The organism is Pseudomonas muyukensis, assembly GCF_019139535.1.
Taxonomy (GTDB): Bacteria; Pseudomonadota; Gammaproteobacteria; order Pseudomonadales; family Pseudomonadaceae; genus Aquipseudomonas; species Aquipseudomonas muyukensis.
Genome location: NZ_CP077073.1, coordinates 561,798 through 576,703, shown reverse-complemented (window position 1 = coordinate 576,703; position 14,906 = coordinate 561,798). Strand labels below are relative to the sequence as shown.

Genomic DNA, 14,906 nt, shown 5'->3' with positions numbered 1-14,906 from the left:
GGATCGTCAGACCGGCAAGGCCATGTAGAACTGCGTGCCCTGCCCCGGCCGGGAGAACACCCCCATGCGCCCGCCATGCAGTTGCACGATTTCCTTGCACAGCGCCAGGCCCAAGCCTGCCCCGCCTTTCTTGCGGCCAACCTGCACGAAGGGCTCGAAAATCCGCCCCTGCTGGCCATAGGCAATACCCTCGCCACTGTCCTCGACGCTGATGATCACCCGTTCGGCGTGCCGGCGTGCATGCAGGCGAATACGCCCGCCGCTGCCGGTGTGGCGGATCGCGTTGTGCAGCAGGTTGTCCAGCACCCGGTCGAGCTGGGCGATGTCGGCCTGGATTCGCGGCAGCGGCGGCTCCAGTTCGGCCACCAGTTCGACCTGCTTGGCCGTGGCCTGTTCGGCGAAGCGCGCCTGGGCGCGCTCGAACAGCTCGCCGAGGTTGCACGGTTGCAGCTCCAGTTTCTGCAGGCCGCTCTGGTAGCGGGAGAAGTTCAGCAGGTCGTTGATCAACTGGGTCAGGCGCTGCATTTCCTCGCCGATGGTCTCCAGCAGGTCGGTCTCGCGGGCCTCGGGCGGGAAGCTGATGCGTTCGCGCAGCAGGCCGAAGGCCATGTGCATGCCGGTGACTGGGGTGCGCAGTTCGTGGGAGGCACGCAGCACGAATTCGCTGCGTACCCGTTCGAAGGCGCGTTGCTCGGTGACATCGTGCAGCACCATCACCGCCCCGAGAATCGGCCCCTGGGGGTGGCTGACCGGCGTCAGGCTGTAGGTCAGCAGGCGGCTTTCCTCGTCCACCTCCAGGCTCAGGTCGTCGGGTGGGCGATCCAGGCTGCCGCCGCGCAGCACCTGGCGCAGTTGCTGTTCCAGCTCAGGGCGTTGCAGGGCTTCGGCCAGGCTCACGCCCAGGCGGCTGGGGTCCCAGCCGAGCTGGCGCTGGGCCACCGGGTTGAGGTGTTCCAGGCGCCCCTGGCGGTCGATGATCAACAGCCCGTCGTCAATGCTGTCGAGCACTGCTTGCAGGCGCTGCTGCCCGGCCAGCAACTCGTCGATATTGGTGGCCTGGTGCTTGCGCAGGGCATCGGCCATCAGCCCGAAGCGACGGGTCAGCTGGTTGAGCTCGGTGGCTTGGGTGACCGGCAGGGTCACGTCGAAGTTGCCCTGGCCGACCTGGTCGGCGGCCTTGGCCAGGGCCTCGATCGGCTGGCCGAAGCGCCGGGCGATGTTGTGCGCGGTAATGAAGCCCAGGACCAGCACGGTCAGGCCCATCAGGCCGAGGACGCCGCCGACCAGCAGGGCGTGGTCGCGGGACTGTTCCTCGCTGCGGGTGATGTGCTCCAGGGCTTGCTTGTGCGAGTCGATCAGGTCGTTGCGCACCTGGTTGAACGCCGCGCCCAGCGGCTGCTCGACGCCCATGCTGCGGGCCGGTACCGGGCTGTCGCGGTAGGCCTGGAGGAAGGCCTGGTAGTTGCTGCTGGCCTTGCTGAAGCCGGTGCGCTCGCCGCCTTGTTCCAGGCCCTGGTTGAGCAGGTGCTGGAACTGGTTCTGCAAGGTGACCAGGCTCTTGGGATCGGTGCCGGCGTCGAGCATCAGGTTCAGCTGCTCGCCGAGGTTCTGGCGTAGTTGCAGGCCCAGGGACAGGGTGTGGGTGGTGTCCTGCACCAGGCGCTGCTGCAGGGTCGCCATCTGCAGCACGCTGACCAGCCCCAGCAGCAAGCCCAGCAGCGCCACGGTCACCAGCGCCGAGATGCTGAGGAACAGCCGTGTACGCAGCTTCATCGGCCATTTCATAGGTTGTACTGCTTGCGCTTGCGGTACAGGGTGGAGGCATCGATACCGAGGGTCTTGGCGGCCTGGTCGAGGGTATCGCTGGCCGCCAGCACCGCGCCGATATGGGCCCGTTCCAGCTCATCCAGGCTCAGCGCTGCGCCGACCCGCGGGGCATTGCTGACGGGCGCCTCGGCCATGCCCAGGTGGCTGATTTCCACGCGCTCCTGCGGGCAGATGATGCTGGCGCGCTCGACCACGTTGCGCAGTTCGCGGATGTTGCCCGGCCAGCGGTAGTTCAGCAGCGCGCTGCGGGCTTCGTCGCTGAAGCCCCGGGCGGGGCGCGAGTATTCCTTGACGAAGCGCGCCAGGAAACGGTCGGCCAGGGTCAGGATGTCCTCGCTGCGCTCGCGCAGGGGCGGCAGGTGCAAGGTGATGACATTCAGGCGATACAGCAGGTCTTCGCGGAAGCGGTTTTCGCGCACCATCTCATCGAGGTTGAGGTTGGTGGCGGCGAGGATGCGTACATCCGCGCGACGGGTGACGGGGTCGCCGACCCGCTCGTATTCCTTGTCCTGGATGAAACGCAGCAGTTTTGGCTGCAAGGTGAGGGGAAAATCGCCGATTTCGTCGAGAAACAAGGTGCCGCCATCCGCCTGGCTGACCCGCCCCAGGGTGCTCTCGCTGGCACCGGTGAAGGCGCCACGGGTATGGCCGAACAGTTCGCTTTCCATCAGTTCGGCGTTCAGCGACGGGCAGTTGATGGTCACGCAGGCCTTGCGCGCCCGTTTGCTCCAGCCATGGATGGCCCGGGCCAGTTCGCCCTTGCCGGTGCCGGATTCGCCAAGGATGAGGATGTTGGCGTCGGTGGTCGCTACCTGCCGGGCGGTCTCCAGTACCGCCATCATCGCCGGGCTGTGGGAGTCCAGGCCGTCCTTGGGCTTGCGCACCTCGCCTTCGAGGGCCTCCAGGCGCGCCGACAGCTGGCGCACCTCCAACTGCTTGGCGGTCGCCAGGCGCAACTGGTCGGGGCTGCACGGCTTGACCAGGTAGTCGGCGGCGCCGGCCTGGATCGCGTCCACCGCAGTATCGATGGCCGAGTGGGCGGTGACGATCACCACGCGCATCCACGGTGCCTGGATGCGCATCTGTGCCAGTACATCCAGGCCGTTGTCCTCGCCCAGGCGCAAATCGAGGAAGCACAGGTCGAACACCTGGCGTTGCAGCAGGGTCTCAGCCTGTGCGGCGCTGTTGGCGGTGGCCACGCTATAGCCTTCGTCTTCGAGGCAGTAGCGGAAGGTACGCAGGATGGCGGACTCGTCGTCCACCAGCAGAATGCGGCCTTGGTTGTCCTGGGCTGATTCCATTTTTCCTGCGCTCCTTTGGGATTGGTCTCAATTAGTGTCGGAAAAATCGGGCAAGTTGCATGGTCGATTCTGATTGATTCCGCGCCATGCATGCTAGCTGAGTGCCTTCATGATGGCTAAGTGATTGATAAACCGCAGGATGGTTCCCTGTTTTGCACTGGCACGCCGCTTGCGCCTGCCTTCGGTTGAGCTATTGGCAAGGAGATCTGTTCATGTTTCGTTCCCTCCGAATGACCGCGCTGGCTGCCTGCCTGCTGCCGATGATTGCCCCGGCGCTGGCCGACCCGGTGCAGGACGCCCGCCTGGAAGGCGCCCTGCAAACGGCGTTGTCACTCAATCGCATGCTCAATCCCTTCTCTATAAAGGTGCAGGTCGATGGCCAGCGGGCACGGCTGACCGGCGAGGTCGAGAACCCGGTAGAGCGCGCCCTGGCCGAGCAGGTGGCGTTGGCCACCCGCGGCGTGGAACAGGTCGACAACCAACTGCGGGTCAATCCGCAACTGGTGGAGCGGCCACTGGAGCTGCGCGCTTATGCCCAGCGCCTGGAGGACGCCACCTTGGCCGCGGTGATTCGTGCCCGTTTGCTGTGGAGCCGGGTCACGCAAAAGGCGCCCATCGAGGTTCAAAGCCGCGACGGCGTGATTACCTTGCGCGGCAAGGTGGACAGCCCGCAGGCCAAGGAGCTGGCTGGCGTGCTGGCGCGCACCAGTACCGGCGTGCACCTGGTCAACAACCTGGTCAGCCTGGACAGCACCGCGCTGGCCAAGGCCCGGCAGACGCCGGTGGATGCAGCGGATGGCCCGCAGCCCAGCGACAGCTGGATAGTGGACAAGATCCAGGCCAGCTATCGCTTCAGCCGCAACCTCGACGGTCTGAACCTCAAGGTCGCCAGCGAACAGGGACTGGTCAGGCTGGCCGGCGAGGTGGTCAGCAGCGAGCAGAAAACCATCGCCGTTGAGGTGGCGCGGCAGATCGTCGGCGTGCGTGGGGTGGATGCCGACCTGCTGAAGGTGGCGACCAAGGTGGAGGGATGAATCGTGCAATTCGCACGGTGCGCCAGCCGGCATCGTGCAGGATACGTCCTTTCAGTTTTCGTGATTAATATCTAACCGTCTGATTTATAAGGATTTTTTTAGTTAGATAATACTGGCATGCAGCCTGCAACAGCCCTTCCAGCATGGATAACAAGTACAGCAGGAGGAGCCGGCATGAATCGCCCCAACGTCAACCGCGCACAGGTCACCGACTGGTCACTGCGACAGCTGCTGTTCCTTGGCCTGGCCGTACTGCTCACCCTGGCGGCCGGCCAGGCGTACTACAGCTGGCAGACCGCGCGGCTGGCCGAGCAGGTGGCGGCGCAGACCGCCCTGTTGACGCAGCTGCGGGCCACCACCGGCAACACCTTGGTCCGGGCCGCCGAACCGCTGCCCCAGGCCGACGCCGCGCCGGCGGTGCTTGAACGTGTCGAGCCCCAGGAACGCTGGGTGTTCTGATCCTGCTAGCGCATACCGATTTCGCACGAGAAAAGGAGAAACATCATGCTGAGTTGGGCTATCACCTTCCTGATCATCGCCATCATCGCCGCAGTTCTGGGCTTTGGTGGTATCGCCGGCGCCGCGACCGGCATCGCGAAGATCCTGTTCATCGTCTTCCTGGTGCTGTTCGTGGCGTCCTTCTTCTTTGGCCGCGGCAGAGGTTGACGATCATGGGCAGGATGCTCCCCAAGCTGCTGGTCACCGCCCTGTTGCTGGGCGGTGGCACGGCGGCGATGGCCGCCAACGACGGCCAGGCCCGGGTCAACCAGCTGCTGGGCAGCGACCCGGAATACCGCCAGACCTGGCAGAAGACCATCAAGGATGAAGAACGCTTGCCCGAGTGGGTGATCAACCTCAGCGGCAGCTCGGCGCAACAAATGTCGGCGGTGACCGAGGATGGCGATCGCTACTTGGTCGGCCCGCTGTGCGAGGCTGAGGACAAGTGCACCTACAAGCGCTTGATCGTCGCCTTCAGCTGGGACAAGGACGATGCCTACGGGATGCTCGTGGAAGTGCCCGAAGGCCTGCCCACGGACAAGTCGCCTACCCGCCATGCGGACTACCGCTGGCTGGGCAAGCCGGACGAGGGCATGAAGGCCTTGCTGCAAGAGCAACTCAAGCGCGACCCGAACTGGTACTGACCAACGGTCGCGCGCTGTAACGCTATAGAAGCTGAACCTTTTTATCTTTCTGGCTTCTATGATGCGCCGCCCCGAGGAGGGGTAGCGCATGACCAGGGGGCCGGGCTGTTCTGATTGTTGCAGGATCGGAGTGGCCTAGGGGCACAGGGAGTGCCTCCGTCATGGGCCGGGTCAGGAGAAGGTGGCATCGGAAGTTGCAGGTCGGTTGGCGCGCATTTGTGTGTGACTGATCTGGCTTCCGAAGCGCCTTATGTAGGAATCCTTCCTTATATACGGGCGACTTTTTTCTCAGACACATTTTGTCGCTACCGTACATCGAAATTTTTTTACCTGTCCGACACGTCAGTTTGAGTGGCATTTCAGCCATTCGGATTGTCGAACACGCCACGTCCACCCATATCGTCACCCCGCCAAATCTGCCGGAAAATGGCGTTTTGGTCTTGTTCGGAAATCCGAACGTTGAAAATCAAGGGCTTGGCGATGCCCGATTTTGTCTTTCGGTCTCATGCCGATTCGGCATAGGGTAGTCGTTTCCGGCATTAGACTGCCCCCTACCCGCATCGCAATAGTTGCCGCCTTTTTCCTCGGCCCGAGCGCCAGCCAAGCTCGCTCGCGGTGTCCTTACAGAGGGGCAGCGGCCCGCAAAGTTGTCATCCACGATCCTTTCCAAGGCTCTGGGGTGCGCTTTTCAGACCGATGCTCGTGACCACTACAACAAAGGGTAATGACATGAAGAAGGCAAAACTGAGCCTCGCCTGGCAGATCGTCATCGGTCTGTTGCTGGGCGTTGCAGTCGGCGCGCTACTGAATCATTTCAGTGCAGAAAAGGCATGGTGGATCAGCAACGTCCTCCAACCTGCCGGCGACATCTTCATTCGCCTGATCAAGATGATCGTCGTCCCGATCGTGATTTCGTCGCTGATCGTGGGCATCGCCGGGGTTGGCGACGCGAAGAAACTGGGCAGCATCGGCCTGAAGACCATCATCTACTTCGAGGTGGTGACCACCATCGCCATCGTCGTCGGCCTGGTCCTGGCCAACGTGTTCCATCCGGGCGCCGGCATCGACATGAGCACCCTGGGCACTGTCGACATCTCCAAGTACCAGGCCACCGCGGCCGAGGTGCAGCATGAGCACGCGTTCATCGAGACCCTGCTCAACCTGATCCCGTCGAACATCTTCGCGGCGTTGATGCGTGGCGAGATGCTGCCGATCATCTTCTTCTCGGTCATGTTCGGCATGGGCTTGTCGAGCCTCAACGCCGACCTGCGCGAGCCACTGGTGCGTACCTTCCAGGGCGTGTCGGAGACCATGTTCAAGGTCACCCACATGATCATGAACTACGCCCCGATCGGCGTGTTCGCCCTGATCGCCGCCACCGTCGCCAACTTCGGCTTCGCCTCGCTGCTGCCGCTGGCCAAGCTGGTGCTGCTGGTGTACTTCGCCATCGCCTTCTTCGCCTTCATGGTGCTGGGCCTGGTGGCGCGGGTGTTCGGTTTCTCGATCATCCGCATCATGCGCATCATGAAAGACGAGCTGATCCTCGCCTACTCCACCTCCAGCTCCGAGACCGTGCTGCCGCGCGTGATCGAGAAGATGGAGAAGTTCGGTGCGCCGAAGTCGATCTGCTCGTTCGTGGTGCCGACCGGCTACTCGTTCAACCTCGACGGCTCGACCCTGTACCAGAGCATCGCGGCGATCTTCATCGCCCAGCTGTACGGCATCGACCTGTCGTGGAGCCAGCAGCTGCTGCTGGTGCTGACCCTGATGGTCACCTCCAAGGGTATCGCCGGCGTGCCGGGCGTCTCCTTCGTGGTGCTGCTGGCCACCCTGGGCAGCGTGGGCATTCCGCTGGAAGGCCTGGCCTTCATCGCCGGTGTCGACCGCATCATGGACATGGCCCGTACCGCGCTGAACGTGGTGGGCAACGCCCTGGCCGCGGTGGTCATCGCCAAGTGGCAGGGCATGTACGACGCCGAGAAGGGCGAGGCGTACTACCAGTCGCTGGTGCTGGCCAAAGGCACCCAGCCAGCTTCGGTGGCGGGCAAGACCGTCAACCAGTAAGCCGCTGAGCTGAACGAAAAGCCCCGACTAGTCGGGGCTTTTCGTTTTATAGGCGACCCCCCCCTGTAGGAGCGGCCTTGTGTCGCGAAAGGGGCGCGCAGCGGCCCCAGAGTCTCGGCATCATGCAAAATCGCCGGGGCCGCTGCGCAGCCCTTTCGCGACACAAGGCCGCTCCTACAGGTACGCGGCCCCCAGCCAGGCGCCGGCATGCGCTATCATTCGGGCATTTTTCACGGGGGTATACACGGATGCTCAACGGCCTGTGGCTCGGCTTTTTCCTGGTGGCGGCCATCTCCGCCCTGGCCCAGTGGCTGGTAGGCGGCAATGCCGGCATCTTCGCCGCCATGGTCGAGAGCATCTTCGCCATGGCCAAGTTGTCGGTGGAGGTCATGGTCCTGCTGTTCGGCACCCTGACCTTGTGGCTGGGCTTTCTCAAGATCGCCGAGAAGGCCGGCATCGTCGAATGGCTGGCCAAGGTCCTCGGCCCGCTGTTCGCCCGGCTGATGCCGGAAGTACCGCCTGGCCACCCGGCCCTGGGCCTGATCACCATGAACTTCGCCGCCAACGGCCTGGGCCTGGACAACGCCGCCACGCCGATCGGCCTGAAGGCCATGCGCGCGTTGCAGGAGCTCAACCCCAGCAGCACCACGGCGAGCAACGCGCAGATCCTGTTCCTGGTGCTCAACGCCTCGTCGCTGACCTTGCTGCCGGTGACCATCTTCATGTACCGCGCCCAGCAAGGCGCCACCGATCCGACCCTGGTGTTCCTGCCGATCCTGCTGGCCACCAGCTGTTCGACCCTGGTCGGCCTGCTGTCGGTGGCCGTGATGCAGCGCCTGCGCCTGTGGGACCCCGTGGTGCTGGCGTACCTGATCCCCGGCGCCTTGCTGTTGGGCGGCTTCATGGCGTTCCTTGGCACCTTGTCGGCCGCCGCCCTGGCCGGCCTGTCGTCGATCCTCGGCAACCTCACGCTGTTCGGCGTGATCATCCTGTTCCTGGTGATCGGCGCGTTGAAGCGGGTGCAGGTGTACGAAGCCTTCGTCGAAGGCGCCAAGGAAGGCTTCGATGTGGCCAAGGGGCTGTTGCCCTACCTGGTGGCGATGCTGGTGGCGGTCGGTGTGCTGCGCGCCTCGGGCGCCCTGGAGCTGGCCCTGGATGGCATTCGCCATGCAGTGAACTGGATGGGCCTGGATACCCGCTTCGTCGAAGGCCTGCCCACCGCGCTGGTCAAGCCGTTCTCCGGCAGCGCGGCGCGGGCCATGTTGATCGAGACCATGCAGGCCCATGGCGTCGACAGCTTCCCGGCGCTGGTGGCGGCAACCATCCAGGGCAGCACCGAGACCACCTTCTACGTGCTGGCGGTCTACTTCGGCGCGGTGGGCATCCAGCGGGTGCGCCATGCCGTCGGCTGCGCCCTGCTGGCCGAGTTGTCCGGGGTGATCGCGGCGATCTTCGTCTGCTACTGGTTCTTCGCCTGAGCCTGGGCGACTGTCCAGGCAATCACCTGGCGCGCCAGCACATCGCTGGCCGCGCCGAAGCCGGCAACCACTGCCGGCACTTTCCCATCGTTGAGCGGCTGGCGCACCTCGAAGCGTTTGCTGGCGAGGATGCGCTGGGTGCGCCCCTGCACCAGGCGTGCGTCATAGCGGATCACCACCTCCAGCTGCGCGCCGGCACGGTACTCGCTCTGGAACGCCTGCAGCTCGCCGGCCAACTCGTAGTCGGCTTGCAGGTTGCTGTCGTCGGCGCTCAGGCGCGGCACCCGGCCGTCACGCTGGAAACCATCGAGCAGGCGATTGCGCAGCAGCATCGGCACCGGGTCGCTCCAGCGCGCGCCCTTGTAGCTGCTGATCACGTCGCCTTGGGGGATCACCGCGATGCGCGGGCCGGCCAGGGCTTCGCTGGTCAACGGCTTGTTCAGGCGCAGCGACCAGTCCAGCGGCGCGGCATTGGCCGTGGCCTGGGTCACCGGCAGGCGGTAGATATCCACAGGCTCGCTGTGCGGCAGGATCGAGCAGGCCGGGACCAGGCCCAGGGTGGCGGCCAGCGCGGCCAGGCGCAGCGACGGGATCATGGCTGGAACTCCTTGTTGTTGTCGCGGCCCAGCAGGTAGCCGCTGGGGTCGGCTTCCAGGCGCCGGGAAATGCCCTTGAGGGCGTTGAGGGTCTCGCGCAGTTCACGGATGGCCGGGGCCAGCTGATTGAGGCCCTGGGCGCCGTCGTCGAGGGACTGGCGGTTGTCCTTGAGCAGGCTGTTGATGGTCGCGGTGCTCTCGGCCAGCGCCTGCATGGCCTGCTCGGCGCTGCCGATGGCCTGTTTGCCCTGGTTGCCGAGCAGGCCGTTGGCGTTGCGCATCAGCGCCTGGGTCTCGGCCAGGGTGGCGTTGGCCTGGCGGCCGACTTCGGCCAGTTGCGCCAGGGCATCGGCGATGCCGCCGCGCTTGCTGGCGAAGGCGCCGGTGGTCTGGTCGAGGTTGGCCAGGGTGTTGCTCAGGTGCTCGACGTTGCTTTGCGAGAACATCTGGTTGGCGTTGTGCAGCAGCAGGTTGATATTGGTCACCAGGTCGCTGCTGTCGTTGAGCAGGCGTGAAATCGGCGATGGCGAGGCGACGATCACCGGCAGCTTGCCATCCTTGCCCTTGAGCTCGGGGCTTTGCGGGGTGCCGCCGCTGAGCTGGATGAACGAGTTGCCGGTCACCCCGGCCAGGGTCAGCTTGGCCTGGGTGTCCTGCTTGACTGGCGTGTCGGCGCTCAGGCGCACCCGCGCCAGCACCCGGCGCGGGTCCTTGGGGTCCAGGCGCAGGGTGCTGACGTCGCCCACCTTGATGCCGTTGTACTGCACCGGGCTGCCGCGCGACAGGCCCGACACCGCCTCGTTGAACACCACTTCATAGTCCTTGAAGGTGTCGTCGACGCTGGCCTTGGTCAGCCACAGGCCGAACAGCATGGCGCCGGCCACCACCAATACGGTGACCAGGCCGATCAGGACATGATGAGCTCGGGTTTCCATCGTTCAGCGCTCCTGGCGGGCGCGCAGGGCGGCATCTTCGGCCGCCCGGCCGCGCGGGCCGTGAAAGTATTCGTGGATCCAGGGATCATTGGTCTGCTCGACCTCGGCCAGCGGGCCGGCCACCAGCACCTTCTTCTGCGACAGCACGGCGATGCGGTCGGTGATGGTGTACAGGGTGTCGAGGTCGTGGGTGATGAGGAACACCGACAGGCCCAGGGCGTCGCGCAGGGTCAGGATCAACTGGTCGAAGGCGGCGGCGCCGATCGGGTCGAGGCCGGCGGTGGGTTCGTCGAGGAACAGGATGTCCGGGTCCAGGGCCAGGGCGCGGGCCAGCGCGGCGCGCTTGATCATGCCGCCGGACAGCGACGCCGGGTACTTGTCGGCGGCGCTGATCGGCAGCCCGGCCAGGGCCAGCTTGACCCCGGCCAGGTGCTCGGCGTCGGCCCGCGACAGCCCGGCATGCTCGATCAGCGGCAGGGCGACGTTCTCGGTCACGGTCAGCGACGAGAACAGCGCGCCCTTCTGGAACAACACGCCGAAGCGCCGCTCGATCAGCGAGCGTTGCGTCTCGCTGGCCGTGGCCAGGTCCTCGCCGAACACCTTCACCCTGCCCTCGTTGGGCCGGCGCAGGCCGACGATGCTGCGCAGCAGCACCGACTTGCCGCTGCCCGAGCCACCGACCACGGCGAGGATCTCGCCGCGGTACAGGTCCAGGTCGAGGTTCTCGTGCACGCTCTGGCTGCCAAAGCGGTTGCACAGGCCCCGGGCTTCGATCACCGCTTCGCTCACCAGCCCATCTCCATGAAGAACAGCGCGGCCACGGCGTCCAGGACGATGACCACGAAGATCGATTGCACCACCGCCGAGGTGGTGTGGGCGCCGACCGACTCGGCGCTGCCGCTGACCTTGAAGCCTTCCAGGCAGCCGATGGCGGCGATCAGGAAGGCGAAGAACGGCGCCTTGGCCAGGCCCACCAGGAAGTGCTGCACACCGATGTCGCTTTGCAGCAGCGAGAGGAACATGGCCGGCGAGATGTCCAGGGTCAGGGCGCAGACCACCGCGCCGCCGACCATGCCGCAGATCATCGCGACGAAGGTCAGCAGCGGCAGCGCGATCAGCAACGCCAGCACCCGCGGCACCACCAGCAGCTCGATGGGGTTCAGGCCCAGGGTGCGGATGGCGTCGATCTCTTCGTTGGCCTTCATCGAGCCGATCTGCGCGGTGAAGGCGCTGGCGGTGCGCCCGGCCATGAGGATGGCGGTCAGCAGCACGGCGAACTCGCGCAGGAAGGAGAACGCCACCAGGTCGACGGTGAAGATGGTCGCGCCAAAGTCGGCCAGCACCGTGGCGCCGAGGAAGGCCACCACCGCACCCACCAGGAAGGTCAGCAGGGCGACGATCGGCGCGGCGTCCAGGCCGGTCTGCTCGAGGTGGGCGACCACCGGGGTGACGCGCCAGCGGTGCGGCTGGAACAGGCGCAGGAACAGGGTCTGCAGGATCAGGCCGATGAAGCCCAGCACCTGGAGGGAGTCCTGCCAGAGCTGATCGACGGCGCAACCGATGCGAGCCAGCAGCAGGATCAGCACCGGTCGCTCGGGTTGCTTGACCGGGATGCAGTAGTCCTGCACCGAGCAGTACACGTTCTTCAGTAGCGCGCGGCTGGCTTCGGGGAGCTCGTCGGTGCAGTGGGCCAGGCGCTTGGCACCGAGCAGTTCGGCCAGCAGCGAGGCGCCGGCGGTGTCCAGGCGGCCAAGCTGACTGAGGTCGGCGAGGGTGTCGTCGGCGTATTGGCTGCCCAGACGCTCGCACTCGCGCTTGAGGCTGCTGTAGTGGGCCAGGGTCCAGTCGCCGACGATACGCAGGCGCGACGGCTGCTGGCTGGTGTCCAGGGTGGCGCTGGGGACGGTCATGGGCTCCATGCTTCAGACAATGGGCGGCGAGTCAGATCATAGCTCAGCGGGCAGTGTCGTCGACCACCTTGAAGCGCAACACCCCGATCACCTGGCCATCCTCGGTCAGCACCCGCACCTGCCACTTGCCCACCGGGTTCGGCGGGAAGTTCTGCTTGTGGGTCCAGGCCCGGTAGCCTTCCTTGCGCCCGCCGTGGATATCCAGGGCGATACGGTCGACCTCTTTGCCGTCGAACTGCCACACATGGTAGATGCGCTCGTCCAGGCCCCGTGGGGCGTTGATCGCGGTGTAGGCGTACAGCCCGCCATTGCGGATGCGGCTGGCGGGCACCTGCTCCAGCGAGGCCCCCGGCTGGCGGTTGATCACCTCGGTGCTCACCGCCACATCGGTCATCCACAGGGTCGCCGGCGGCACCCAGGAGCGCATCAGCCACCCGCCCCCGCCCACTGCCAGGGTCACCAGCACCAAGGCCACGCCGCGGCGCCAGTTGTTGATCGGGAAGCTGCTGGCCAGGCTCGGGAACGACAGCAGCATGGCGGCCACCAGCGCCAGCTTGAAGCTTTGCGCGGTGGTCAGGTGCAGGATGATCGGCAGCGCCGTGAGCATCGCCGCGAACAGCGTCAGGGTATGCAGCGCGAGGAACAGCCAGCGCCGTGGCGCCAGCCATTTGTAGTACAGCGGGTCGACGATGGAGATCAGCCCGGCGGCGCCGAGCAGCCCGGTGAAGATCAGCTGGCCGCTGTTCCAGGTGGTGGTGATGAAGAAGAACGGCAGGACGAAGAACAGGCTCTCCTGGTGGATCAGCTGGGTGGCGTAGCGCAGCAGCGGCTGCGGGATCTCGCGCTTGAAGGTGCGGGCGAACAGCTCGGTGAGGGTGTTCTCCAGCATCAGCCAGACCCAGCTGACCAGCATCAGGATGGCGATCCAGCTGGCCAGGCCGGCCTGGCGGTCGACCAGGATGAAGCTGCCGATACCAGAGAGGAAACCATAGAGCGCGATGATACCGGGGTAGCGCTTGAGCAGCTCGATGAGGCGCAGGATGAAGCTGGGGATTGGGGGCATGGGTCTACAGCAGCAAGGGGCGTGTTCGAGGCGTCATGGGAGCGTGCTTGCCCCGCGATGGGCTTATCGCGGGGCAAGCACGCGCCCACGCAGACGCTGTTGGCCGACAGGATACCGCCGAATCACGGCGCCCGTGTAGCGCCGCTGGGCTTGGCTGCTGCCTGGCGGCGTCGGCGCACCAGCCCGACCGCGAGGATCAGCGCCAGCCCCAGCGCCACCAGGCCGTACAGCTCGTCATAGCCCAGCAGCGGCTTCTCGATGCGCAGGTAACCTGGGTCCTTGAGCAGTTCGCGCAGCGCCGCGTCGGCCTGCTTCAGGCTGACCCGGCGCAGTTTGCCGATCGGGTCGGCGAAGCGCCCGTCCTCATAGGCGTTGAGCGCGCCCCAGTAGTAGTCGGCCAGCGCCGCGTTGCCCTGGGTGGTCCAGCTTTCCCGGGCGATCGCCGCCTCCTTGATACGGGCGAAGGTGTCTGGGTCCAGGCCGTGCTTGCGCAGGTGCTCGAACAGCTGTTCGAGCACCTTCACCGCCGTGTCGAGGTCCTGGCGCTCGAGGTCGGCGTTGAGGCTGAACAGGCCGCTGTCGCCGAAGCTCTCGCGCTGCACCGACGGCCCGTAGGACAAGCCATGGCGCAGGCGCAGCTGGTCGTACAAGGCCCAGTCCAGGTAGCGCGACAACAGCTCGAGGGTCTGATCGTGGCCCTCCTCCAGGGTCGGCTCGAGGAACAGCCAGTGCAGCTTGACGTTGTCGCCCAGCCAGCCGCGGGTCAGGCTGCGCCGTTGCTCGGCCTGCTGGCTGATGCTCTCGAGGCTGCGGCGTTCTTCCGGCTCGGTTGCCGGCAACTCGCCAAAGGTGCGCTCCAGATAGGCCGGCAGCAGGCGGTCGAGGCCACCGACGACGATCAGCGACATGTTGTTGGCCGCGTACCAGTGTTCGCGCAGGTGCTGCACCTGCTCCAGAGTCATGTCGTCGAGGTAGGCGCGTTCCGGGCATTTCAGGCCCAGCTCGGTGGCCAGCTGGTCGCTGGCCGGGTGGCCGATGTCCTGGCGGTCGAGCCAGCGTTGCAGGCGCCCGTAATGGCCGCCATCCTCGCGCTCGATGATGGTCTTGGCGGTCGCCAGGGCCTTGGCGTCGATGCGCGTGTCGCGGATCACCGCCAGCAGCAGGTCGAGCACCTTGCGCTGGTTGCGTGCCGGCGCTTCGATGACGAAGGTGGTGTCGGCGCTGCTGGTGTAGGCGTTCCACTCCCCGCCCAGGGCCTGCATGCGCTCCTCCAGGCCGCCTTCGCCGGTGTCGTCGATACCGCTGAACAGCAGGTGCTCGAGCAGGTGCGGCAGCTCGCGCTGGTCGCAGGCGAAGTCGTCCAGGCCAACACCGACCACCAGACGGATCGACACATGGTCGCGCTCGTAGCCCGACTTGAGGATCACCTGCAAGCCGTTGGGCAACAGGTAGCCCTCCACCCGCGAGCGGTCGAGGGCGAGGGTCGGCAGGCTGCAGATCAGCAGGCAAACGAACATCAGGCAACGCATGGGCGAGCTTCGGTCTCCGGGGTGTGT

At 65.7% G+C, this 14,906-nt stretch carries 14 protein-coding genes; 6 read left to right on the top strand and 8 right to left on the bottom strand.

Annotated features, from left to right (window positions below; genetic code table 11):
- Nucleotides 1-6: 6 nt before the first annotated feature.
- Nucleotides 7-1,785, bottom strand: coding sequence for a KinB sensor domain-containing domain (locus KSS95_RS02675; RefSeq protein WP_217851441.1), 1,779 nt, complete (start codon nt 1,783-1,785; stop codon nt 7-9).
- Nucleotides 1,782-3,128: a sigma-54-dependent response regulator transcription factor AlgB gene (gene algB / locus KSS95_RS02670; protein WP_217851439.1), complete on the bottom strand. Its 1,347-nt coding sequence runs from the start codon at nt 3,126-3,128 to the stop codon at nt 1,782-1,784. Before algB ends, KSS95_RS02675 begins: the two co-directional genes overlap by 4 nt.
- 212 nt (nt 3,129-3,340) lie before the next feature.
- On the opposite strand from algB, the gene KSS95_RS02665 reads away from it, so the two are divergent.
- The 6 genes from KSS95_RS02665 to KSS95_RS02640 all read left to right on the top strand — a co-directional run bounded on the left by KSS95_RS02665 (nt 3,341) and on the right by KSS95_RS02640 (nt 8,846).
- Entirely contained in the window at nt 3,341-4,162 is an 822-nt protein-coding gene (locus KSS95_RS02665; RefSeq protein ID WP_217851437.1) for a BON domain-containing protein, read from the top strand.
- Nucleotides 4,163-4,336: 174 nt separating this feature from the next.
- A complete protein-coding gene (locus KSS95_RS02660; RefSeq protein WP_217851435.1) occupies nt 4,337-4,621 on the top strand; it encodes a hypothetical protein in 285 nt (94 codons plus the stop codon).
- A gap of 45 nt (nt 4,622-4,666) precedes the next feature.
- The gene (locus KSS95_RS02655; protein WP_008092060.1) at nt 4,667-4,828 is read left to right on the top strand and encodes a DUF1328 domain-containing protein; all 162 of its coding nucleotides are present in this window, start codon (nt 4,667-4,669) and stop codon (nt 4,826-4,828) included.
- 5 nt (nt 4,829-4,833) lie between these two features.
- Entirely contained in the window at nt 4,834-5,304 is a 471-nt protein-coding gene (locus KSS95_RS02650) for an inhibitor of vertebrate lysozyme family protein (protein ID WP_217851434.1), read from the top strand.
- A 729-nt stretch (nt 5,305-6,033) separates the two neighbouring features.
- Nucleotides 6,034-7,368 (top strand): glutamate/aspartate:proton symporter GltP, encoded by a 1,335-nt coding sequence (gene gltP / locus KSS95_RS02645; protein WP_217851432.1) that lies wholly within the window; start codon nt 6,034-6,036, stop codon nt 7,366-7,368.
- A gap of 248 nt (nt 7,369-7,616) precedes the next feature.
- The gene (locus tag KSS95_RS02640; protein WP_217851430.1) at nt 7,617-8,846 is read left to right on the top strand and encodes a nucleoside recognition domain-containing protein; all 1,230 of its coding nucleotides are present in this window, start codon (nt 7,617-7,619) and stop codon (nt 8,844-8,846) included.
- Here KSS95_RS02640 and KSS95_RS02635 read toward each other — a convergent pair.
- From KSS95_RS02635 to KSS95_RS02610, 6 genes are all read right to left on the bottom strand, one after another.
- Complete coding sequence (locus tag KSS95_RS02635) at nt 8,828-9,442, bottom strand: ABC-type transport auxiliary lipoprotein family protein (protein WP_217851428.1); 615 nt, start codon at nt 9,440-9,442, stop codon at nt 8,828-8,830. The genes KSS95_RS02640 and KSS95_RS02635 overlap by 19 nt on opposite strands.
- Nucleotides 9,439-10,377 carry an MlaD family protein gene (locus tag KSS95_RS02630; RefSeq protein WP_217851420.1) on the bottom strand — a complete coding sequence of 313 codons (939 nt, stop codon included), beginning with the start codon at nt 10,375-10,377 and terminating at the stop codon, nt 9,439-9,441. The genes KSS95_RS02635 and KSS95_RS02630 overlap by 4 nt, the downstream gene beginning before the upstream one ends.
- A gap of 3 nt (nt 10,378-10,380) precedes the next feature.
- Complete coding sequence (locus tag KSS95_RS02625) at nt 10,381-11,166, bottom strand: ABC transporter ATP-binding protein (protein ID WP_217851418.1); 786 nt, start codon at nt 11,164-11,166, stop codon at nt 10,381-10,383.
- On the bottom strand, nt 11,163-12,296 hold the full coding sequence (locus KSS95_RS02620) for an ABC transporter permease (RefSeq protein WP_217851416.1): 1,134 nt from the start codon (nt 12,294-12,296) through the stop codon (nt 11,163-11,165). Before KSS95_RS02620 ends, KSS95_RS02625 begins: the two co-directional genes overlap by 4 nt.
- A 34-nt stretch (nt 12,297-12,330) precedes the next feature.
- Nucleotides 12,331-13,350, bottom strand: coding sequence for a DUF5924 family protein (locus tag KSS95_RS02615; RefSeq protein ID WP_217851409.1), 1,020 nt, complete (start codon nt 13,348-13,350; stop codon nt 12,331-12,333).
- 122 nt (nt 13,351-13,472) lie between these two features.
- The gene (locus KSS95_RS02610) at nt 13,473-14,879 is read right to left on the bottom strand and encodes a M16 family metallopeptidase (RefSeq protein WP_217851407.1); all 1,407 of its coding nucleotides are present in this window, start codon (nt 14,877-14,879) and stop codon (nt 13,473-13,475) included.
- Nucleotides 14,880-14,906: the final 27 nt, after the last annotated feature.